This is a genomic window from Plantibacter sp. PA-3-X8, from assembly GCF_003856975.1.
GTDB classification, from domain to species: Bacteria; Actinomycetota; Actinomycetes; order Actinomycetales; family Microbacteriaceae; genus Plantibacter; species Plantibacter auratus.
Genome location: NZ_CP033107.1, coordinates 469,243 through 489,924 on the forward strand (window position 1 = coordinate 469,243; position 20,682 = coordinate 489,924).

Below are 20,682 nucleotides of genomic sequence, written 5' to 3' on the forward strand. Positions count from 1 at the left end.
GGCTCGGTAGGGGGAAGCAGGGGCCGCCGGCCCGGTGCAGTGACACCGGCCAGGCGGCCCGAAGGTCAGCTCACTGGGTGAGGGTGAAGTCGTACGCGGACGAGGCGATGACCTTGCCGCCGACGGTCTCGGTCACCGCGCCGCCGGAATAGCGCGCCGGGAGATAGTCACGCGGCCAGATGATGGTCCACTTCCCGGTCCGCGGGTCGGCGATCGCGGAGCCGAGGTCGGTGCCCCACGCGCCCGTGATCTGCACCCGCGCCCCGGGGTTCGCCGCACCGGTGAACACCGGCCTGGTGCCGGTGAGGGTGTCGCCGACTCTCGGCGAGGTGACGACGAGTCGGGGCTGGACGATCGTGAAGTCGTAGACGAAGGTGTGCGTCGGCACCCCGTCCACGAACTGCTTCACGGTGCCTCCGGCATACCTGCTCGGGAGGAGGCTCTTGTTCCACGTGATCGACCACGCACCGCTCGCGTCGACCTGATCGACGACCCCGAGGACATCGCCCCACGCGCCACGGATCTCGACGCGCGACCCCGGCTCGCCGGTCCCACGGAACACTGGGGTCGTCTCAGTGATCGTCTCGCCGCGCCTCGGCGACTCGACCACCAGAGGGGCGATCGGCTCGTCCGGTGCCCGGACGATGTTCGCCGTGAAGTCGGCGATCGTGATGCGGGAGGAACCGTAGGTGACCTTGCCGCCCGTGGCCTCGCCGACAGGAGCGTCGTCGTTCGCCCGCAGCGTGAACCTCAGCGACGTCGTGCCGACCGGCAGCGTGCCTCCGATGCCCAACGCGTCGAGCGTGAAGGCCGGGTGGTCGACCGCGGTGATCCGCGTGTTCGCTGGGTGGTAGACGTCGATACGCTGACCACCGGCATCGGCGTTGAACGTCGCCTCCACCTCCGCGGACTCACCGGGGGCGAGCGTCGGTCTGGGGATCGAGGCGCCGGGCGCGAGCGGCGACGGGACCGTGAAGTCGAAACGCACCTGGACATCCGAACCGGTCCCGCTCTGGGTCGCGGTTCCCGTGTAGCGGCCGGGCTCGAGCTGGATCGACGGAACCGACCAGGACGTCGAGTCCAAGGGGACACTGGCGCTCGCGAGCAGGGCCTGCGCGTCGGTGCGGATCGAGATGGACGATCCGGGCTGCCCGATACCGCTGAACGTGGGGGACGGCGTGTCCACCGTGGCACCGATCGCCGGGGTCCGCAGCTCGAACGGCTCGATCGGGGCCAGCTGCGACTCCACGACGACGTCGGTGAGCGCGTCCATCGTGAGCTCGACGAAGGTGTCGTTGTCCGTCCCGCCCAAGGAGTACGGACTCGACACCGGGTACAGCGCGTAGCCGGCGACCCACTTGTTCGAGACGTACCGCCACTCGAAGTCCTGCGACGGGGACCCCGTGCACGTCCGGGCTGCGACGAGCGCCCGGGAGCCGTCGCCGGCGGGCGTCAGGCAGAGCGTCGAGGAGGTTCCCGTGCCGGTGATCGGCCCGGCCGCACCGACGACAGGGAGGGAATACGTTCCCGCGAGCGACGCCGCTCCGCCCACCGAGGACGAGTACAGCCGCTGGACGTTCCGACCCGACTCCGGCGCGGAGAGCCCGACGTACGCCGAGGATCCACTGGACCGGTTCTGCAGGACGAGCTTGCCGATCACCCTCGAGATGCCTGCTGAAGGGGCCACGGCGTCCGGCGCACTGGGGACATCTCCGACTCCGGCCGCGTCACCGGATCCGTCGTCGTGCTCCTGAGGGTCGGCGATGGACCCGACGGGCGGAGCGGCGGACGCCGGGACCGACACTCCCACGGCGGTGAGCAGGATGGTCGCAGCGGCCAGGGCCGAGAGCGTGGATCGCAGGAGCCGGGAGCGCGGAGCACGAATCAGAGCAGTCACGAGGACCGAGGCTACTCATCTGGAATATCGCCGTGGGGGCTGCCGCCGAATCTGTGGAGAACTCGCCCTCAGTCGGTCGGCACGTGCCGCTCGTCGGGCCCGACGTACTCGGACAGCGGACGGATGAGCGCGTTCGACGCGAGCTGCTCGGCGATGTGCGCCGTCCACCCGACGATCCGGGCGGCGACGAACAGCGGCGTGAACGTGGCCGTGTCGAACCCGATCAGGTTGTACGCCGGGCCCGAGGGGTAGTCCAGGTTCGGCTTGATGTTCTTCCGCGCGACCATGTCCGCTTCGAGCGTCGTGTACAGCTCGAGGATCTCGGGCTTGCCGTAGTGCTCGGCGAGCCGCTCGAGCGCCTTGAGCATCGTCGGCACGCGCGAGTCGCCGTTCTTGTAGACCCGGTGTCCGAAGCCCATGATCTTGCGCTTCTCGGCGAGCGCCGCGTCGAGCCAGGCGCTGGCCTGGTCAGCCGTCCCGATCTCGTCGAAGACGTGCATGACGGCCTCGTTCGCCCCACCGTGCAGGGCGCCCTTGAGCGCGCCGATCGCGCCGGTGACCGCCGAGTACAGGTCGCTGAGAGTCGAGGTGATGACCCTCGCGGTGAACGTCGACGCGTTGAAGGAGTGCTCCGCGTAGAGGATCATCGAGACGTCGAACGCGTCGACGACGACCGGATCGGCCTCTTCTCCGAAGGTCATGAAGAGGAAGTTCGCGCTGTAGCCGAGGTCGTCGCGCGGCGGGACGAGCTCGAGGCCGTGGCGGCGGCGCTGGTCGTAGGCGACGATCGCGGGCAGCTTCGCGTACAGGCTCGCGGCCTTCACCGCGTTGGTCTCGGGGGTGTTGGTCTCGGCGGTCGGGTCGTTCGCGCCGATCACACTGACGGCCGTGCGGAGGGCGTCCATCGGGTGGCTCTCGGTCGGGAGGAGGTCGATGGCCGCCTTGACGTTGTCGTCGAGCGCGCGCTGGCCCCGCTCCAACGCAGTGAACTCCGCGAGTTCGGCGTCCGTGGGCAGTTCACCGTTCCAGAGCAGGTACGCGACCTGCTCGAAGCTGCAGTGCTCGGCGAGCTCCTGGACCGGATACCCGCGGTAGAGCAGGGAGTTCGTCTCCGGGTTCACCTTCGAGACGCTCGTCACGTCGACGACGACGCCGGCGAGACCCTTCTTGATGTCGCTGGTCGCTTCGGTCATGCGTTGCTCCTTTGCGTACTGCCTGCGCGCGTCCTGCGCGCGTCGGTCGAGCTTGGCACCCGGCTCGCCCCTCGACAAGCTCGGGGAGCGGAGACCCAGGTGGTGTTCACCGGCGCGGGGACACCTACCGGTCGATGGTGAAGTTGAAGACCGAGGTGTCGAAGCGGTTGTAGCCCTCGTAGTCGATCAGTTCGTAGAGGTCGGCACGGTGCTGCATCTCACCGAGCTTGCTCGTGAGCGAGCCCTCGTCGTTCAGCGTGTCGAGCGCGCGACCGGCGGCGCCCATCGCGATGCGGAGGAGCGACACCGGCCAGATGACGAGGTTCACGCCCACATCGGCGAGCTGCTGAGTCGTGAACAGCTCGCTCTTGCCGAACTCCGTCATGTTGGCGAGGATCGGCACGTCGACCGCGTCGCGGACGGCGGCGAACTCCTCGAGGGACCGCATCGCCTCGGGGAAGATCGCGTCGGCTCCGGCGTCGACGAGCTGCTTGGCCCGGTCGATCGCGGCGTCGAGCCCATCGACGGCGGCGATGTCGGTGCGCGCCATGATGAGCAGGTTCGGGTCTCGCCGGGCGTCCACGGCGGCACGGATCCGGCCGAGCGCAGTGGAGGTGTCGACGACCTGCTTGCCGTCGAGGTGGCCGCAGCGCTTCGGATTGACCTGGTCCTCGATGTGGAGCCCGGCGAGCCCGGCGTCCTCGATCTCCTGGACGGTGCGTGCGACGTTCATCGGCTCCCCGAAGCCGGTGTCGGCGTCGACGATCGCGGGCAGCTCGGTCATCCGGGCGATCTGCTTGGCGCGACCGGCGACCTCGGTGAGGGTCGTCAGTCCGATGTCGGGCAGCCCGAGGTCGGCGGAGAGCACCGCGCCGGAGATGTAGACGCCGTCGAAGCCCTTCTGTTCGATGAGCCTCGCCGAGAGCGGGTTGAACGCGCCCGGGAAGCGCAGCAGCTCACCGGTGGCGAGTCGCTCGCGGAACAGTCGGCGCTTCTCGGCCGGCGTGGTCTCGCTGTACAGCATCAGCGCAGTCCCTTCTGGAGGTCGGCCGGCATCAGAACAGGCCGTTCGGGTGGGGTGCCGAGGCGAGGACCCCGGAGGCGGCCTGGATGCTCAGCTGCTTGACCTCGTCGGCGTCGAGTTCCGGGAGACGTTCGGCGAGCGCGAGGAAACGCTCGATCTCCTCCGGGTCGAGGACGTCGGCGGCGAGCGTGCGGAACTTGTGGACGTAGTCGGCGCGCGCGAACGGCCGGGCGCCGAGCGGGTGGGCGTCGGCGACGGCGATCTCGTCGACGATGGTCGACCCGTCCGTGAGCGTGATCTCGATGCGCCCGCCGAACGCCTGTTCCGCCGGGTCCAGCGAGTGGTAGCGGCGCGTCCACTCAGCGTCCTCCGCCGTCGAGATCCGGTGCCACAGCTCGACGGTGTCGGCGCGGGTGGCGCGCTCGGGACGGTAGGAGTCGACGTGGTGCCACGCGCCGTCCTGCAGCGCCACCGCGACGATGTAGGGGATGGAGTGGTCGAGCGTCTCGCGCGACGCCGTCGGGTCGTACTTCTGCGGGTCGTTCGCGCCGGAGCCGATGACGTAGTGCGTGTGGTGCGAGGTGTGGAGGACGATGCGGTCCACCTGCGGTCCCTGAGCCTGTCGAAGGGCAAAAAGCTCCGGGTGCTCGTGGTGCAGCTTGCGGGCGAGGTCGATCCACGCCTGCGCCTGGTACTCCGCCGAGTGCTCCTTCGTGAAGGAGTCGAGGATCGCGAGCTTCGGCTCACCGGCGCCGGGCAACGGGACGTCGTACGAGGCGTCGGGGCCGTCGAGCAGCCAGGCGACCACGCCGTCCTCGCCCTCGTAGACCGGCGACGGGCTGGTCTCGCCGCGCATCGCCCGGTCGACGGCCTCGACCGCCATCTTGCCGGCGAACGCGGGAGCGTGCGCCTTCCAGGTGGAGATCTCGCCCTTGCGCGACTGGCGGGTGGCCGTCGTGGTGTGGAGTGCCTGGCCGATCGCCTGGTGGATGGTGGCCTGATCGAGGCCGAGCATCGTGCCGATGCCGGCCGCGGCGCTCGGGCCGAGGTGTGCGACGTGGTCGATCTTGTGTCGGTGCAGGCTGATCGCCTTCGCGAGGTCGATCTGGATCTCGTATCCGGTCGCGATCCCGCGGACGAGGTCGGCGCCCGTGCAGCCGACGTGCTGGGCCACCGCGACGATGGGCGGGATGTTGTCGCCCGGGTGCGAGTACTCGGCGGCGAGGAAGGTGTCGTGGAAGTCGAGCTCGCGCACGGCGACGCCGTTGGCCCAGGCCGCCCATTCCGGGGAGACGCGGCGGGCGAGGTCGGGCCCGAACACGGTGGCACCGTCGCCGCCGGTGCTGACGGGGTGGCTGAGCGCCTGGGCGCGAGCCGAGGAGACGGGCCGGCGCGTGAGCGAGGCGGCTGCGACGGCGGCGTTGTCGATCACGCGGTTGATGATCATGTCGACGACCTCGGGCGTCACCTCCACCGGATCGGTCGCGACGCGGGCGAGCTGCCAGGCGAGCTGTCCTTCGCGGGCGAGGTTCTCGTCACTGCGGTGGACGCGCAAGTGGTGCTGGATCACGGGTGTTCCTTTCGGGTGCGGCCCGTCCGAGTGTGCTGCGGGGCGTCGCGTCCTCCAGCCTACGCCCGCGGGTCCGTGGCGCCGCAGCAGGAGAACCGCCCGGGAACAGGACATTTCACGTGGAATGGTCCTGCTGTCGCGCTGTTCTCCTGGCACCGTGGAATACCAGCTTCGTTCTCCGCATCCACCCAGCCCGCGTACACCGCGCATACGGCGGCCACGGACAGAGTGACACGCATACCGACCGCTGACGAACCGAAGGAGACGACCGTGCCGATGCACACCCCTGGGGCACCGCAGACCCCGCACCTGTTCGGCGACGTGATCCGAGCCGAGGCGCTCCACTACACCGAACTGTTCGCGGAGAAGCCGTTCGTGCCGGCCCTGCTGCTCTACTGCTCGAACGGTGCGTACCGCATCCTGTCGCCGGGCGAGGACCACCCCGGCAGTTACGTCGCCGAAGGGCCGCTGTCCGCGGAGCGGGTGCGCGTGAACTTCATCTCGTGGCCGTCCGAGGACTGGAACCGGAACGTCGCCTTCCACGTGCTCGACTTCGACCGGACGACCGGAGGGTTCACCCAGCGACTGCGGCTCCCGGGCGATCCCGAGCCGAGGCACCAGGCCGGCCGCCATACCGAGGTCACCGACCTCGGTGCCTGGGACGCGGACACGACGTGGGAGACGGCCGAGCCGCTCCTTCACGAGACCTTCGAGGCACTCGCCGGCGGCTGACGGAGCGAGCGGTGGGGCGAGCGAGCGGTGGGCCGAGCGAGCGGTGGGCCGAGCGAGCGGTGGACGGAGCGAGCGGTGGGCCGAGCGAGCGGCTGGCCGTCAGCGGACGGGACGAACCAGCGTGTCCGGACGATCGCCGACGGTCGGGGTCAGGCGGCGAGCAGCTGCGGGTCGGCCGCGGGGCGCAGCGGGGTGATCGTCGCGTCGGCGAGCGCGTCCTCGGCGAGGGGCAGCTCGACGACGATCGGAGCCGCCGCGGTCTCGAAGCGGTCGGCGATGTCGAACATCAGCGCGTCGAGGCGGGTGCGGAGCGCGTCGGCGATGGTCACCACCACCTCGGAGGAGGCGTCCTTCCGGCCGCGTTCGATCTCCGACAGGTAGGGCGTCGAGACGGCTGCGGCGGTCGCGACGTCCTGCAGGGTGCGCCCCTGTTCGAGTCGACGCGTGCGCAGGGCCGCGCCGAGGGCCTCGCGGTACAACATGGCGACTCCTTCCGGCTGCGGGCGCGGGCTCCGTGACCGCGTGCTCTCACTGTAGGCGCGGCTCGGCCAGGCTCGGGGAGCCCGCGTTCTGCCGTCAGCGGACAGGGCGGGCCCGCCGCTACAGGAAGATGTCGGGGTAGAGCTCCGACTCGTCGACGCCCGGCGAGTACTTCGCGAGGTCGGTGACCCCGGCCTCCGCGAGGACGTCCTCCACGATGAGCGACCGACCCGTGAGCTCACGCGCCGACGCCGTCAGGACCTCGTAGGCCGCGTCGGCGTAGATCTCCGGGGTGCGACTCTTCGCCAGGAGGGCCTCGCCGCCGAGGATGTTGCCGACCGCCGCCGTCTTGATCGTCGTCTTCGGCCAGAGCGTGTTCGCGGCGATGCCGTCGCGTCCGAACTCGGCAGCGAGACCGAGCGTCACCATCGACATCCCGTACTTCGCGAGCGTGTAGCCGGTGTGCGCGCCGAGCCACTTCGGGTCGAGGTTGAGCGGCGGTGACAGCGACAGGATGTGCGGGTTCTCCGCGTCCTTCAGCATCGGGATGGCCGCCCGCGACAGCATGAACGTCCCACGCACGTTCACGTCCTGCATGAGGTCGTACCGCTTCGCGTCGAGGTCGAGGGTCCGAGCGAGGCTGATGACGCTCGCGTTGTTGACGACGATGTCGATGCCGCCGAACTCACCGGCCGTCTCGAACACGGCCCGCGTGATGTCGTCGTCGTTGCGGACGTCGCCGAGGATCGGGAGCGCCTGCCCACCGGCCTCGCGGATCGCGTCCGCTGCGGTGTGGATCGTCCCCTCGAGGCGGGGATCGGGGGTGTCGGTCTTGGCGAGGATCGCGACGTTCGCGCCGTCGCGGGCCGCACGCAGGGCGATCGCGAGGCCGATGCCGCGGCTGCCGCCCGACATGAGGATGGTCTTGCCGGCGAGGGTGGTCATGCGGTGGGCTCCTTCGGGGTGGTGGTGGTCGACGCGGCGGCGCGCTTCGCCGACGCGGCGGCGAACGCTGCGACGCGCGCGACCGACTCGGGCGTCTCGATCGCCGCGCCGATCGTGCGGGCTTCGTCGTCGAGGGCGTCCTGGTAGCCACGGCCGACACTCTCGCGCAGCAGCCGCCGCGCCTGACCGAACGCCGCCGTGGCTCCGGCCAACCAGAACGCGGCCACCTCGCGGGCGCGGGCGTCGAGCTGCTCGGCGGGGACCACCTCGGTCACGAGCCCCCAGTCGAGTGCCTCCTCGGCGCTCAGCATCCGCGGGCCGAGGGTGAGCTCGAGCGCCCGACGCATCCCGACCGCCTCGGGCAGCAGGGTGCTCACGCCGCAGTCCGGAGTCAGGCCGATGTCGGCGTACTTGCTGACGAACTTCGCCCGGTCGGACGCGATGATCACGTCGGCGACGAGCATGAACCCCAGCCCACCGCCCGCGACAGCCCCCTGGACGGCGGCGACGATCGGCTTCGCGACCGACTGCAGCGTCCGGTGGCCCTCGTGGATGATGTCGGCGAGCTCGGTGACGAAGGCGCCCGTCGATCCCTCGCTGCCGTCACCCATCCGCGACATCGCGAGGACGTCGCCACCCGCGCAGAACGCCGGACCGTTGGCGTCGAACAGGACCGCCCGGACGTCGTCGCGCTCCGCGATCTCGAGGGCGAGGTCGCGCCACCGTCTGGCCGCACGGTCGTCGATCGCGTTGAGGCTCGCGGGCCGGTTGAGCGTGAGGTGCGCGAGGCCGTCGCTCACCTCGAAGAGGATGGTGTCGTCGCTGGTCACGGAGTGGCTCCCTGGTCGGTGGATGGGTTCGTCGGCATCGGAGAGCCGGTCATTTCGGCGCCATCCGGATCGCGCCGTCGAGGCGGATCGTCTCACCGTTGAGGTAGCCGTTCTCGACGATGTGCAGCGCGAGCGAGGCGTACTCGTCGGGGCGGCCGAGGCGGGCCGGGTACGGCACCTGGTGCCCGAGCGACTCCTGCGCCGCCTCGGGCAGTCCGGCGAGCATGGGTGTCTCCATGATGCCGGGCGCGATCGTCACGACCCGGATCCCGAAACGCGCCAGCTCGCGGGCGATCGGCAGCGTCATCGAGTGCACCGCGCCCTTGGACGCGGCGTAGGCGGGCTGGCCGATCTGTCCGTCGAAGGCGGCGACGGACGCGGTGTTGATGATGACGCCGCGGTCTCCTGCGCCGTCGACGGGATCACCGTCCGGATCGTTGTGCTGCATCGCGTCGGCGGTCAGCCGGATGACGTTGAAGGTGCCGAGGACGTTGACGCGCAGGACGCGTTCGAAGGCACCGAGGTCCGCCGGGCCGTCGCGGCCGAGCACCTTCGCCGGTGGTGCGATGCCGGCGCAGTTCACGACGACCCGCAGCGGTCCACGCGCCACCGCCGCTTCGACCGCCGCCTGCACCTGCTCGCCGTCGGTGACGTCGGCTGGCACGAAGGTCGCGAACCCGCCGAGCTCCTCGGCCCGCTCCGCCCCGGGTGAACCGGGGAGGTCGACGAGCACGACGCGCGCACCGGCACCGGCCAGCCGTGTCGCCGTCGCGAATCCGAGTCCCGAGGCGCCGCCGGTGACGATCGCCGAACTGCCGGTCACATCCATGTGCTGGTTCCCTTCACGTGGTGGGCGCGCCCATCAGAGGCGCTCGATGATCGTCGCGTTGGCCATACCGCCGCCCTCGCACATCGTCTGCAGCCCGTAGCGGCCGCCGGTCGCCTCGAGCTGGCCGAGGAGGGTGGCGAGGAGCTTCGTCCCGGAGGCGCCGAGCGGGTGCCCGAGGGCGATCGCCCCACCCCGCGGATTGAGCCGGTCGTCGTCCACCCCGAACTCGCGTTGCCACGCGAGCGGGACGGACGCGAACGCCTCGTTGACCTCGAACGCGTCGATGTCGTCGATACCGAGCCCGCTGCGCTCCAGGATGCGGCGGGTGGCGGGGAGGATGCCGGTGAGCATCTCGATCGGGTCGCTCCCGACCGCGGCGAAGGAGACGAAGCGCGCACGCGGCGTCAGCCCCAGCTCGAGCGCCCGGACCTCGCTCATGATGAGCGCGGCGGAGGCGCCGTCGGTGAGCGGTGAGGCGTTCCCCGGGGTGATCCGCCAGGCGATCTCGGGGAAGCGCGCCGCGAGCCGCTCGTCGCGGAAGACGGCGGGGAGTCCGGCGAGCGCCTCGGGGGTCGTCCCGGCACGGACCGTCTCGTCGGTCGTGACGACGGAACCGTCGGGGAGGGTGACGGCGACGACCTCGCCGTCGAACCCGCCGGACGCCCAGGTCGCGGCGGCGCGCTCGTGGGAGCGGGCGGCGAAGGAGTCGAGCTCCTCGCGGCTGAGGTTCCAGCGGGCGGCGATGAGTTCGGCGGAGACACCCTGGCCGACGAGGCCATCGGGGAAGCGGGCTCGGAGGGCGGAGCCGAAGGGGTCTGCCCGCTGCACGTTGGAGCCCATCGGCGCCCGACTCATCGATTCGACACCGCAGGCGATGACGACGTCGTTGCCGGCCGACATGACGCTCTGCGCGGCGAAGGTGGTGGCCTGCTGGCTGGAGCCGCACTGCCGGTCGATGGTGGTGCCGGGCGTCTCCTGCGGGAGGCCTGCGGCGAGCGCCGCGTTCCGCGCGATGTTCTGCCCCTGCTCGCCGGACTGGGTGACGCAGCCGGCGTAGACGTCCTCGACGACCGCGGGATCGATCCCGGTCCGCTCCACGAGCGCACGGATCGTGCCGGCGAGGAGGTCCGTCGGGTGCACGGCGTTCAGCGCACCGCCCGGTTTGCCCCGGCCGGACGGCGTCCGGATCGCGTCGACGATCACTGCAGTGCGCATAGCCATCTCCTTCGAGGTCTGCGTCCACCCTAGGCCTGGCGCCTGCGCGTGCGGCGGCGGTTGTCGCCCTTCGACAAGCGAGGGGCCGGAACGTCCGTGTCCGCTGGACCGGCCCGACGATCCGCGGTCGGCGCCACGTACGATTGAGCGGTGGCCGACCCGAAGATCCTCCTGTACTACGCGTTCGCTCCCCTGGCGGACCCGGAGGCGATCCGGCTGTGGCAGCGCGACCTCTGCGAGTCACTCGGTCTCCGTGGTCGCATCCTCATCTCGAAGGACGGCATCAACGGCACCGTCGGCGGCGAGCTCGACGCCTGCAAGCTCTACGTCCGGAAGACGAAGGAGCACCCCGCGTTCCGCGACCTCGACGTGAAGTGGAGCGACGGCTCCGGCTTCGACGAGGACGACCCCGTGCGCACGGCCAGGCACCGACCCGCGCCCTGGCGTCGGAGCAGCGACTTCCCGAAGCTCAGCGTGAAGGTGCGCGAGGAGATCGTGTCCTTCGGCGCCCCCGGTGAGCTCGTGGTGGACGAGCACGGCGTCACCGGCGGCGGGGTGCACCTGCAGCCGACGGAACTGCACGAGCTCGTCGCGGAGCGCGGCGACGACGTCGTGTTCTTCGACGGCCGGAACGCCTTCGAGGCCGAGATCGGGCGGTTCGCCGGTGCGGTCGTGCCCGACGTCGCGACCACCCGGGACTTCGTCGCCGAACTCGACAGCGGCAAGTACGACCACCTGAAGGACAAGCCGGTCGTCACCTACTGCACGGGCGGCATCCGCTGCGAGGTGCTCTCGGGACTCATGCGCTCTCGCGGCTTCGGCGAGGTGTACCAGCTCGACGGCGGCATCGTCCGGTACGGCGAGCAGTTCGGCGACGACGGCCTGTGGGAGGGATCCCTGTACGTGTTCGACAAGCGGGGCTCGCTCGAGTTCAGTGATCATGCGGCCGTCATCGGACACTGCGTCGTCTGCGACGCGTCGACGAAGCACCTGCAGAACTGCGCGGACCCCTCCTGCAAGACGCAGTTGGTCGTGTGCGAGGCGCACGCGGACGGGCCGGACGGCGGCCCGCGATGCGCCGTGCACACCGGGGCCGACGTCTCCACCGATGCTCGCACCGGCCGGCCGGCCTGAGCCGTCACCGTCATGACCGCCCACTTCCGCCTCCGCACCGAGCTCGCCGGGACGATGCAGCAGGCCTTCGACCTCTCGCGGTCGATCGACGCCCACCTCGGCTCGATGGCGGACACCGGTGAACGGGCGGTCGGCGGCGTGACCTCCGGGCTGATCGGCCTCGGTGAGACCGTCACCTGGCGGGCGAAGCACTTCGGCGTGCCGTGGACGATGACGAGTCGGATCACCGCGTTCCAGGAACCCCACCGGTTCACCGATGAACAGGTGTCCGGTCCGTTCCGGACGTTCCGCCACGTCCACCTCTTCGAACCGCTCGAGCGCCCGATGGGGACGGCGCGGACCATCATGCTCGACGACGTCACGTTCTCGGCGCCGTTCGGTCCGCTCGGGGTGGTGGCCGAACACGTCGCGCTCACCCGGCACCTGCGACGGCTCATCGAGTCGCGGAACCGGTGGTTGGCTGAGGCACTTCGACAAGCTCAGTGACCGATAGGTGCGGCTCAGTGACCGGAGGGTGCGGCGGTCCGGCCACTGAGCTTGTCGAAGTGTCGAAGGGCGGCGGTCCGGTCCCTGAGCCTGTCGAAGGGCGACTACCTCGACATCGAGACAACCCGACACCCGTCGTGCCGCGCCCTGACCGCGCACATCCGCCCCTGCCAAAATGGAGCCATGGGTGCTCGCACGAAGTCGAAACTGGCCATCATCGGGGCGGGGAGCGTCGGTTCGTCCCTCGCCTACGCCTCGCTCATCCGCGGCAGCGCCCGGCGGGTGGCGCTCTACGACATCGACGGCAAGCGGGCCTCGGCCGAGGTCCTCGACCTCGCCCATGGGACGCAGTTCACCGGGTCGAGCAGCATCACGGGCGGTGACGACATCTCGGTCGTCGCCGATGCGGACGTCGTCGTGATCACGGCCGGCGCGAAGCAGGAACCCGGCCAGACCCGACTCGACCTCGCTGGCACGAACATCCGTATCCTCGAGCAGCTGCTCCCGAAACTCGTCGAGCACGCACCAGACGCCGTCTACATGCTCGTCACGAACCCGTGCGACGTCCTCACCGTCGCCGCCCAGCAGATCACGGGGCTGCCGCGCGAACGCGTCTTCTCCTCCGGCACCGTCCTCGACACCTCCCGGCTGCGCTGGTTGCTCGCTGAGCGCGCGGGTGTCGCGACCTCGGCGGTGCACGCACTCATCGTCGGTGAGCACGGCGACAGCGAACTGCCGCTGTGGTCGCAGGCGACCATCGGTCCCGTCCCGATCCTCGACTGGGAGCTGCCCGACGGCTCGCGCTTCACGGAGCAGCAGCTCGACGAGATCGCGACCGACGTCCGGACGGCCGCCTATCGCGTCATCGAGGGCAAGGGCGCGACGAACTACGCCATCGGGCTGTCGGGTGCTCGCATCGTCGAGGCCATCCTCGGCGACGAGCACGCCATCCTGCCGGTGAGCACCGTGCTCGACGGGTACCACGGCGTCAGCGGGGTCGCCCTGTCGGTGCCGAGCATCGTCGACCGTTCGGGCGTGCGCTCGGTGGTCGAGGTCGCGATGTCGCCCCGCGAGGAACAGCAGTTCGCCGACTCGGCCGCTGCAGTCCGCGCGTCGCTCGACTCGCTCGGGCTGTAGCAGCCGACCTCCTCCTCGGCTCCGCCGTCCCTGTCTCAGGAGAGGTGCGGCGCGCCGCCCCGATGCGCCCACGCCACGCCGGGCATCTCCTGAGACGGGGCCACGGCGCCTTCACCGGGATCTCCCCCGAGCGGCCGATGCGCAACCGGTGTCGGCCCCGATAGCGTTGCAGGACGAGGCGCGGATCCGGCCGCGCCCCTGGGGAGGCACCGGATGACCGCTGGCGTGACGATCGAGTTCGATGGACTCTCGAAATCCTTCGGGGCGGTGCAGGCGGTCGACGACTTGACGTTCCACGTGGAACCGGGCAAGGTCACCGGCTTCCTCGGCCCGAACGGCGCCGGGAAGACGACGACCCTGCGCATGCTACTCGGCCTCGTGCAACCGACGTCGGGGAGGGCGACCTTCGGCGGTGTCCCCTACGCCAAGCTGCCGGTCCCAGCAGCGACCGTCGGAGCGGCTCTCGAGGCGGCGAGCTTCGTCCCCGGCCGCACCGCCCGCAACCATCTGCGCGTGCACGCCTCGGCAGCGCGTCTGCCGGCGAGCCGGGTGGACGTCGTGCTCGCGCAGGTCGGGCTGCTCGAGGTCGCCGACCGACGCGTCGCCGGGTACTCACTCGGCATGCGACAACGGCTCGGCCTCGCGACCGCGCTCCTCGGCGACCCCGGTGTGCTCGTCCTCGACGAACCGATCAACGGGCTCGACCCCGAGGGGATCAAGTGGATCCGCGGCTTCCTCACCGCACTCGCGGCCGAAGGTCGGACCGTCCTCATCAGCTCGCACCTGCTCAGCGAGGTGCAGCAGTCCGTCGACGAGGTCGTGATCATCGCGAAGGGACGGCTTGCGCACGTGGGCACGCTCGCGAGCCTCGACGCCGCCGACACCCTGCGCGTCGTCGTGAACTCCCCGGAGCACGAGCGGCTCGCGACGGCGCTGACCGCCGCGGGGTACACCTTCGACCAGGCCCGCGCGGGGCTCGTCGTGCACGATGTGGAGGCGATCGACATCGGCCGGGTCGCGCTCGCCGCCGGCATTCCGCTCAGTGCGTTGTCGCGGCATCGATCAGGGCTCGAGGATTCGTTCCTCGCGCTCGTCAGCGGTGGGGAGGACCACGCATGACCTCACTACTGGCAGCCATCCGCTCCGAGTTCCTCAAGGTGTTCACCACCCGCGTGTGGTGGGGCCTCGCGCTCATCCTGTTCGTGTACGTCGGGTTCGCCGCGGCCGGGGCGGCGCTCCTCTTCGCCAACATCCCGGGCGCGGCCGAGTCCAGCGGGGCCGGGGCGCAGGCGACGAGCGAGATGCTCACCCAACCCGGTCTCATCTACGGCTTCGCGACGAGCATCGGGTACGTCTTCCCCGTCCTGCTCGGTGCGCTCGCCACGACCGGCGAGTTCCGGCATCAGAGCCTGACGCCGACGTTCCTCGCCAACCCGAACCGCGGCCACGTCCTCGTCGGCAAGGTCCTGGCACTGACCGGGGTCGGCGCGCTGTACGGCGTGATCGCGCTGGTCGCGTCCGTCGGTCTCGGCGGCGGCGCCCTGGCCATCAGCGGCATCGACCCGATGCTGACCGACCCCGACACCTGGGCGCTCATCGGCCGTGCGGTACTCGCGATGGCCCTGTGGGGTGCGATCGGCGTCGGTCTCGGGGCGGTGCTGCCGAGCCAGGTGGGCGCGATCATCGTCGTGCTGGCCTTCACGCAGTTCGTCGAGCCGCTGCTGCGCCTGGCCTCCTCATTCTCCGAGGTCACCGCGTCCATCGGCCGGTTCCTGCCGGGTGCTGCGACGGACGCGCTCGTCGGACCGAGCTTCTACTCGATGATGTCCGCTCAGCAGGACGCGCTGACCTGGTGGCAGGGCGGACTCGTCCTCCTCGGCATCGGGGTCGTCGTCGCGCTCATCGGCTACGCCACGACCTGGCACCGCGACGTCACCTAGGCACGGCGGGCGCGATGGCTCAAGCCAGCCAGCCTCTCGCCGGCGAGGCGTAGGCTCGACGGACAGCCACCGACCGGTCACCGCACCGGAGACAGGAGCACCATGGGCCGCGCATACCTCGTCGAGCAGGTCGAGCACGAGGGTGGCAAACCCACCCGGACGGTCGACCTCCGCGACCTCCCCGACGCCTCGCTGCCCGACGCCGCCGTCACCGTCGACGTCGAGTACTCGAGCATCAACTACAAGGACGCCCTCGTCCTCACCGGGAAGCCGGGCGTGGTGCGGTCGTTCCCGATGGTCGCGGGCATCGACCTCGTGGGCGTCGTCGCGGCGTCGAGTGATCCCGCTTGGAGCGCCGGCGACCGCGTGGCCCTGTTCGGCGACGGCCTGAGCGAGACCCGGTACGGCGGGCTGTCCGAGCGTGCGAAGGTGCGGTCCGACGCGCTCGTCCGCGTCCCCGACCACGTCTCGAGCGCACAGGCCGCCGCGATCGGCACCGCCGGGTACACCGCGGCCCTCGCCGTGCTCGTGCTCGAGCACGGCAGCGCGACCTCCGGTGCAGTCCGTGTTGGCGGGCTCCCAGTGCTCGTCACCGGAGCCGGCGGCGGGGTCGGAAGCGTCGCGATCGCACTGCTGGCCGCCGCCGGTTTCGAGGTCACCGCCTCGACCGGGCGGGTCGACGAACTGAGTGACGCCCTGCGGCGGCTCGGAGCGACGTCGATCGTCGACCGCGCCGAGTTCGCCGAGGCCGGCCGCCCACTCGGCAGCCAGCGCTGGGCGGGAGCCGTCGACTCCGTCGGCGGTCAGACGCTCGCGACGGTCCTGTCGCAGGTCGAGTACGGCGGGACGGTCGCCGCCTGTGGGCTCGCCGGCGGGTCCGACCTCCCGACGTCGGTCATGCCGTTCATCCTCCGCGGGGTCACGCTCGCGGGCGTGAACTCCGTCGAGGCACCGCTCCCCCTGCGGCAGGCCGCCTGGGAGCGCGCGACCACCGCGCTCGACCTCGACGTGCTCGACTCCCTGACCGAGACGGTCTCCCTCACCGAGGCGACGGATGCGGCGGAGCGGGTCCTCGCGGGCTCCGTCCACGGCCGGATCGTCGTCGACGTCCGCGCCTGATCGGACCCAAGGAACAGGCCCGGCCGTCCCCAACTCAGGAGGACCGCGGCGCGGCGCACGCCCACCCCCGCGACACACCGGCCGTCTCCTGAGACAGGGACACTACCGAACCGGCACTACCGAACTCAGGAGAGTTGCGGCGCACGCCCACCCGGGCGACACAGCGGCCGACTCCTGAGACAGGGACACCGCCCAGCGCTCCAGGAACGCGACAGCGGCCGGTGCCCGAAGGCGACCGGCCGCTGCCGACGGGACTGCTGAGACTCAGTAGCCGGCGGTCGACATGACCGAGCCGAGCGCGACGGCGTAGAAGATGCCGCCGATGATGCCGAGCACGACGAGGATGATGCCGATGATGACACCGATCTTGGCGAGCTGGTTCGGGTAGCCGGCATCCTTCGACTGCTTCTGCGCGACGAGGCTGATGATCAGGCCGACGAGCGGCACGACGATCGCGAGGATGAGGCCGACGAGGCCGAGCGTCTTGCCCGGGTAGTCGGCGGGCAGGGCGCCGCCCGGCTGCTGCGGGGCGTTGTACTGGGGTGCGTTGGTCATGATGGTTCCTCTCGAGGATGGTAGATGCGCCACGGGCGCGAGCCAACAGTAGTGGGTTAGATACCCGACAGGCGATGGGGACAACTCCCCAATCGCCCGGATGTCACCGGGTTACGGGCAGGTGATGGTGGTGCCGCCGCTCGTGTGTGTCCCTGAGCCGAGCTCGCCGCACACCTCGGAGATGGCCGAGGCACCGATCGCGATACCCGCGATGGTCGCGATGATCGCGATGACGATGAAGACGATCGACAGGATGAGCCCGACCTTCGCCAGCGTGTTCTTGACACCCGCGTTCTTCGACTGCACCAGGGCGACGATGCTGAGGATGAGGCCGATCGGCGGGGCGAGGAACGCGAGGATCAGGCCGACGATGCCGAGCGTCTTGCCGGCGGTCGCGTCGCCGGAGGGAGCTGCGGCGCCGGAGTACGCGGGAGCCGCGCCGTACTGGTCCTTCGGGGGCTGCGGCGCCTGGGGAGCCTGCGGCGGCTGGCCGGGGTATTCACCGGGAGGAGGAGTCGACATGGCTGTGGTCCTTTCGAACAGGCGGATCTACGGAGGTTCGAGCGGGCCTAGAATACCGGTCAGACGTCGTTTTGTGCCCTGTTCGAGGCAAATGATTGCGTACGGCCCTGATCAGCGCCAGGATCCCCGGCGCACCGCGTCCTCGCCGACGATCCGGATCCGGCCGGGACCGCCGTGCGTCCGGCAGCTCGTCCTAGTGCAGGTCGAGGGCGGCGATGAGCTCAGCGCTGCGACGGGTCGTGATGATGAGCCGCGAGTACTCCGCGTCTTCGAGATCGATGACGACCGACGGTTTGGTGCCCTTGATGACCAGGAAGTCCATGCCACCGTGGAACTTCCACTGGCCGATGGCGAGCGTCAACGGGATCGCGGTGCCCGGCGCACGGATGCCCCGGACCCAGATCCACGGGTCGTCGGTGATGGTGGCGGAACGGATGCTCGACCGTGGCACGACGACGTTGCTCCGACGCAGCGAGAGCGCCTTGTCGTACGCGGACAGCTCGATCTCCAGTCGGTCGGGGTGCAGACGCAAGGAGGCCATGCCTCTAGTCTGCCAACCCCCACCGACGTTCGCGTTGCCGGAAGTTCACAAAGCGGTAACGCATGGTCTGTGTAGCGTCCGACGCCGGCTGCGGAGCGACCGTCCGACTCAGCGGATGGCCGCCGCAGCCGCACGGGCCGCCGCGGGCAGGGCGTCGACGATACGCCCGATCGCCTCGTCGTCGTGCGCCGCGGAGACGAACCAGGCCTCGTACACGCTCGGCGGGAGCGACACCCCCGCGTCGAGCATGCGGTGGAAGAAGGCCGGGTAGCGGAAGGCGTCCTGCCGCAGGACCGCGGCGTAATCGGTCGGTGCCGTCTCGCTGAAGGCGAAGGAGAACAGGTTCCCTGCGCGTTGCACGGTGTGCGCGACCCCGGCCTCCGTGAGCGCGTTCGAGGTCGCCTCGGACACGATCGCGGCCGCCGCGTCGACCCGACGGTAGACGTCCTGGTCGGCGAGGCGCAGCGTCTCGATGCCGGCGGCGAGGGCCACCGGGTTCCCCGAGAGCGTCCCGGCCTGGTAGACCGGGCCGGTCGGTGCGAGCAGGTCCATGAGCTCGGCGCGCCCACCCAGCGCGGCGAGGGGCATGCCGCCACCGATGACCTTGCCGAAGGTGAAGAGGTCGGGCTGGTACACGCCGACGGGGATGCTGATGGCACCGGTCGAGTTCGCGACGGCGTGGTTGCCGGCCTCCCAGGCCTCGGCACCCGGGACGGGCTCCGTGCCGGGCGCGACGGCGGCGAGTCCGCGGTTGTCGAGCCCCCACCAACCGGCGGAGGAGACGCGGAACCCGGTGAGCACCTCGTCGATGATGACCAGCGAGCCGTACTCGTGCGCGAGCTTCACGACGCTCGCGTTGAACCCGGGAGCCGGCGGGACGACGCCCATGTTGGCGGAGGCCGCCTCCATGATGATCGCGGCGATGTCCTGGCCACGCTCGGCGAAGACCTCGCGGAGTGCCGACCGGTCGTTGTACGGGACGACGATCGTCTGGGCGGCCGTCTCGGGAGTGACCCCGGCGGACCCCGGCAGGGCGAGGGTCGCGACGCCTGACCCCGCTTCGGCGAGCAGGCCGTCGGAGTGGCCGTGGTAGTGCCCGGCGAACTTCACGATGAGGCTGCGACCGGTGGCACCGCGCGCGAGGCGGATGGCCGTCATGGTCGCCTCGGTGCCGGTGGAGACCATGCGCAGCTTCTCGATCGGCGCAACGCCGGACGCCTGGACGCGCTCCTTGACGAGCTCCGCGAGCTCGGTCTCGGCCGGGGTGGACGCGCCGAAGGAGAGGCCACGGGCCGCAGCGGCCTGCACGGCCTCGACGACCTGCGGGTGCGCGTGTCCGAGGAGCGCGGGGCCCCACGCGCTCACGAGGTCGACGTACTGCACGCCCTCGGAGTCGGTGATGTAGGGGCCGGTCGCGGACACCATGAACCGCGGCGTGCCGCCGACGGAGCGGAAGGCACGGACGGGCGAGTTCACCCCACCGGGGATCGACCGCTGGGCTCTGGCGAATGCTGCGTCGTTCATCGGGTTCCTCCTGCACGCAGACCGCGCGCCTCATCCAACCAACCGGCGAGTTCGACGGCCCAGTAGCTCAGGACGGCCTCGGCTCCGGCGCGCTTGATGGACAGCACCGACTCCTCGATCGCGCGTCGGCGGTCGATCCAGCCCTGCCGGGCGGCGGCCTCGATCATCGCGTACTCGCCGGACACCTGGTACGCCCAGACCGGGATCGACACCGTGTCCGCCACGTCGGCCAGGACGTCGAGGAAGCTCCCTGCGGGCTTCACCATGACGATGTCGGCGCCCTCTGCCTCGTCGATGAGCGCCTCGCGCAGACCCTCACGACGGTTGGCGGGGTCGAGCTGGTAGGTGCGGCGATCGCCCTGCAGCTGCGAGTCGACGGCCTCGCGGAAGGGGCCATAGAGCGCGGATGCGAACTTCGCCGAGTAGGCGAGGATGATCGTGTCGTCGAACCCGGCGGCGTCGAGCGTCTCGCGGACGGCGGCGACCTGGCCGTCCATCATGCCCGAGAGGCCGAGGAGGGCCGAGCCGGACTCCGCCTGGGCCAGCGCCATGTCGCGGTACCGGTCGAGCGTGCGGTCGTTGTCGACGCGCCCGCGGTCGTCGAGGACACCGCAGTGCCCGTGATCGGTGAACTCGTCGAGGCAGAGGTCGGTCTGCACGACCAGGGCGTCGCCCACCTCGGCGACGAGTGCGCGGGTCGCGACGTTGAGGATGCCGTCGGGGTCGGTCGCGCCGGAACCCACGGCGTCGCGCTCGGCCGGGACGCCGAAGAGCATGACCCCACCGATGCCGGCCGCAGCCGCCTCAGCCGCGGCACGCTTGGCGCTGTCGACGGTGTGCTGTCGGACACCCGGCATCGAGGAGATCTCGACCGGCTCGGAGACGCCCTCCCGCACGAACATCGGGAGCACCAGCTCCGCCGGGTCGAGTCGCGTCTCGCTGACGAGGCGACGGATGGCCGGCTGCTGCCGGAGACGACGGGGACGGGTCTCGGGAATGCTCACCCGTC

At 70.7% G+C, this 20,682-nt stretch carries 21 protein-coding genes; 7 read left to right on the plus strand and 14 right to left on the minus strand.

Going from position 1 to position 20,682, the window contains the following annotated elements:
* Nucleotides 1-70: 70 nt before the first annotated feature.
* The 4 genes from EAO79_RS02285 to EAO79_RS02300 all read right to left on the minus strand — a co-directional run bounded on the left by EAO79_RS02285 (nt 71) and on the right by EAO79_RS02300 (nt 5,684).
* The gene (locus EAO79_RS02285) at nt 71-1,897 is read right to left on the minus strand and encodes a hypothetical protein (RefSeq protein ID WP_124767635.1); all 1,827 of its coding nucleotides are present in this window, start codon (nt 1,895-1,897) and stop codon (nt 71-73) included.
* A 68-nt stretch (nt 1,898-1,965) separates the two neighbouring features.
* Nucleotides 1,966-3,090, minus strand: a complete 1,125-nt coding sequence (locus EAO79_RS02290; RefSeq protein WP_124767636.1) for a bifunctional 2-methylcitrate synthase/citrate synthase — start codon at nt 3,088-3,090, stop codon at nt 1,966-1,968.
* 124 nt (nt 3,091-3,214) lie between these two features.
* On the minus strand, nt 3,215-4,114 hold the full coding sequence (gene prpB, locus EAO79_RS02295; RefSeq protein ID WP_124767637.1) for a methylisocitrate lyase: 900 nt from the start codon (nt 4,112-4,114) through the stop codon (nt 3,215-3,217).
* A 31-nt stretch (nt 4,115-4,145) separates the two neighbouring features.
* On the minus strand, nt 4,146-5,684 hold the full coding sequence (locus tag EAO79_RS02300) for an MmgE/PrpD family protein (RefSeq protein WP_241160962.1): 1,539 nt from the start codon (nt 5,682-5,684) through the stop codon (nt 4,146-4,148).
* 270 nt (nt 5,685-5,954) lie between these two features.
* Between EAO79_RS02300 and EAO79_RS02305 the strand changes: the two genes are divergently transcribed.
* A complete protein-coding gene (locus EAO79_RS02305; protein WP_124767639.1) occupies nt 5,955-6,416 on the plus strand; it encodes a hypothetical protein in 462 nt (153 codons plus the stop codon).
* A 149-nt stretch (nt 6,417-6,565) separates the two neighbouring features.
* On the opposite strand, the gene EAO79_RS02310 is transcribed toward EAO79_RS02305, so the two are convergent.
* The 5 genes from EAO79_RS02310 to EAO79_RS02330 all read right to left on the minus strand — a co-directional run bounded on the left by EAO79_RS02310 (nt 6,566) and on the right by EAO79_RS02330 (nt 10,715).
* A complete protein-coding gene (locus EAO79_RS02310) occupies nt 6,566-6,898 on the minus strand; it encodes a helix-turn-helix domain-containing protein (protein WP_079706375.1) in 333 nt (110 codons plus the stop codon).
* Nucleotides 6,899-7,016: 118 nt separating this feature from the next.
* Nucleotides 7,017-7,841: an NAD(P)-dependent oxidoreductase gene (locus EAO79_RS02315; RefSeq protein WP_064294896.1), complete on the minus strand. Its 825-nt coding sequence runs from the start codon at nt 7,839-7,841 to the stop codon at nt 7,017-7,019.
* Entirely contained in the window at nt 7,838-8,671 is an 834-nt protein-coding gene (locus tag EAO79_RS02320; RefSeq protein WP_124767640.1) for an enoyl-CoA hydratase/isomerase family protein, read from the minus strand. Before EAO79_RS02320 ends, EAO79_RS02315 begins: the two co-directional genes overlap by 4 nt.
* A 49-nt stretch (nt 8,672-8,720) precedes the next feature.
* Nucleotides 8,721-9,500, minus strand: coding sequence for an SDR family NAD(P)-dependent oxidoreductase (locus EAO79_RS02325; RefSeq protein ID WP_124767641.1), 780 nt, complete (start codon nt 9,498-9,500; stop codon nt 8,721-8,723).
* Nucleotides 9,501-9,533: 33 nt separating this feature from the next.
* Entirely contained in the window at nt 9,534-10,715 is a 1,182-nt protein-coding gene (locus EAO79_RS02330) for a thiolase family protein (RefSeq protein WP_124767642.1), read from the minus strand.
* A 150-nt stretch (nt 10,716-10,865) separates the two neighbouring features.
* Here EAO79_RS02330 and EAO79_RS02335 point away from each other — a divergent pair, with 150 nt between their 5' ends.
* The 6 genes from EAO79_RS02335 to EAO79_RS02360 all read left to right on the plus strand — a co-directional run bounded on the left by EAO79_RS02335 (nt 10,866) and on the right by EAO79_RS02360 (nt 16,531).
* The gene (locus EAO79_RS02335; RefSeq protein ID WP_124767643.1) at nt 10,866-11,849 is read left to right on the plus strand and encodes a rhodanese-related sulfurtransferase; all 984 of its coding nucleotides are present in this window, start codon (nt 10,866-10,868) and stop codon (nt 11,847-11,849) included.
* Nucleotides 11,850-11,861: 12 nt separating this feature from the next.
* Nucleotides 11,862-12,335, plus strand: coding sequence for an SRPBCC family protein (locus EAO79_RS02340; RefSeq protein WP_079706369.1), 474 nt, complete (start codon nt 11,862-11,864; stop codon nt 12,333-12,335).
* A 183-nt stretch (nt 12,336-12,518) separates the two neighbouring features.
* Nucleotides 12,519-13,472: an L-lactate dehydrogenase gene (locus EAO79_RS02345; protein WP_079706368.1), complete on the plus strand. Its 954-nt coding sequence runs from the start codon at nt 12,519-12,521 to the stop codon at nt 13,470-13,472.
* A gap of 213 nt (nt 13,473-13,685) precedes the next feature.
* A complete protein-coding gene (locus tag EAO79_RS02350) occupies nt 13,686-14,591 on the plus strand; it encodes an ATP-binding cassette domain-containing protein (RefSeq protein WP_086475196.1) in 906 nt (301 codons plus the stop codon).
* Nucleotides 14,588-15,412, plus strand: coding sequence for an ABC transporter permease subunit (locus EAO79_RS02355; protein WP_124767644.1), 825 nt, complete (start codon nt 14,588-14,590; stop codon nt 15,410-15,412). Before EAO79_RS02350 ends, EAO79_RS02355 begins: the two co-directional genes overlap by 4 nt.
* A 102-nt stretch (nt 15,413-15,514) precedes the next feature.
* Nucleotides 15,515-16,531, plus strand: coding sequence for an MDR family oxidoreductase (locus EAO79_RS02360; protein ID WP_124767645.1), 1,017 nt, complete (start codon nt 15,515-15,517; stop codon nt 16,529-16,531).
* Between the two features lie 264 nt (nt 16,532-16,795).
* Here EAO79_RS02360 and EAO79_RS02365 read toward each other — a convergent pair whose 3' ends face one another.
* From EAO79_RS02365 to hemB, 5 genes are all read right to left on the minus strand, one after another.
* Complete coding sequence (locus EAO79_RS02365; protein ID WP_064294905.1) at nt 16,796-17,086, minus strand: hypothetical protein; 291 nt, start codon at nt 17,084-17,086, stop codon at nt 16,796-16,798.
* Between the two features lie 111 nt (nt 17,087-17,197).
* Entirely contained in the window at nt 17,198-17,608 is a 411-nt protein-coding gene (locus EAO79_RS02370; RefSeq protein ID WP_124767646.1) for a DUF4190 domain-containing protein, read from the minus strand.
* A gap of 193 nt (nt 17,609-17,801) precedes the next feature.
* The gene (locus tag EAO79_RS02375; protein ID WP_064294907.1) at nt 17,802-18,149 is read right to left on the minus strand and encodes a hypothetical protein; all 348 of its coding nucleotides are present in this window, start codon (nt 18,147-18,149) and stop codon (nt 17,802-17,804) included.
* A gap of 108 nt (nt 18,150-18,257) precedes the next feature.
* Nucleotides 18,258-19,673, minus strand: coding sequence for a glutamate-1-semialdehyde 2,1-aminomutase (locus EAO79_RS02380; RefSeq protein ID WP_124767647.1), 1,416 nt, complete (start codon nt 19,671-19,673; stop codon nt 18,258-18,260).
* Nucleotides 19,670-20,677 (minus strand): porphobilinogen synthase, encoded by a 1,008-nt coding sequence (gene hemB, locus EAO79_RS02385; protein ID WP_124767648.1) that lies wholly within the window; start codon nt 20,675-20,677, stop codon nt 19,670-19,672. The genes EAO79_RS02380 and hemB overlap by 4 nt, the downstream gene beginning before the upstream one ends.
* Between the last annotated feature and the right edge of the window lie 5 nt (nt 20,678-20,682).

Coding starts and splice junctions, on each gene's coding strand:
- EAO79_RS02330 (WP_124767642.1), bottom strand. CDS start 10,715: ATGCGCACTGCAGTGATCGTCGACGCGATCCGGACGCCGTCCGGCCGG.
- EAO79_RS02290 (WP_124767636.1), bottom strand. CDS start 3,090: ATGACCGAAGCGACCAGCGACATCAAGAAGGGTCTCGCCGGCGTCGTC.
- EAO79_RS02325 (WP_124767641.1), bottom strand. CDS start 9,500: ATGGATGTGACCGGCAGTTCGGCGATCGTCACCGGCGGCGCCTCGGGA.
- EAO79_RS02370 (WP_124767646.1), bottom strand. CDS start 17,608: ATGTCGACTCCTCCTCCCGGTGAATACCCCGGCCAGCCGCCGCAGGCT.
- EAO79_RS02340 (WP_079706369.1), top strand. CDS start 11,862: ATGACCGCCCACTTCCGCCTCCGCACCGAGCTCGCCGGGACGATGCAG.
- EAO79_RS02350 (WP_086475196.1), top strand. CDS start 13,686: ATGACCGCTGGCGTGACGATCGAGTTCGATGGACTCTCGAAATCCTTC.
- prpB (WP_124767637.1), bottom strand. CDS start 4,114: ATGCTGTACAGCGAGACCACGCCGGCCGAGAAGCGCCGACTGTTCCGC.
- EAO79_RS02375 (WP_064294907.1), bottom strand. CDS start 18,149: ATGGCCTCCTTGCGTCTGCACCCCGACCGACTGGAGATCGAGCTGTCC.
- EAO79_RS02360 (WP_124767645.1), top strand. CDS start 15,515: ATGGGCCGCGCATACCTCGTCGAGCAGGTCGAGCACGAGGGTGGCAAA.
- EAO79_RS02310 (WP_079706375.1), bottom strand. CDS start 6,898: ATGTTGTACCGCGAGGCCCTCGGCGCGGCCCTGCGCACGCGTCGACTC.
- EAO79_RS02345 (WP_079706368.1), top strand. CDS start 12,519: ATGGGTGCTCGCACGAAGTCGAAACTGGCCATCATCGGGGCGGGGAGC.
- EAO79_RS02355 (WP_124767644.1), top strand. CDS start 14,588: ATGACCTCACTACTGGCAGCCATCCGCTCCGAGTTCCTCAAGGTGTTC.
- EAO79_RS02365 (WP_064294905.1), bottom strand. CDS start 17,086: ATGACCAACGCACCCCAGTACAACGCCCCGCAGCAGCCGGGCGGCGCC.
- EAO79_RS02315 (WP_064294896.1), bottom strand. CDS start 7,841: ATGACCACCCTCGCCGGCAAGACCATCCTCATGTCGGGCGGCAGCCGC.
- EAO79_RS02380 (WP_124767647.1), bottom strand. CDS start 19,673: ATGAACGACGCAGCATTCGCCAGAGCCCAGCGGTCGATCCCCGGTGGG.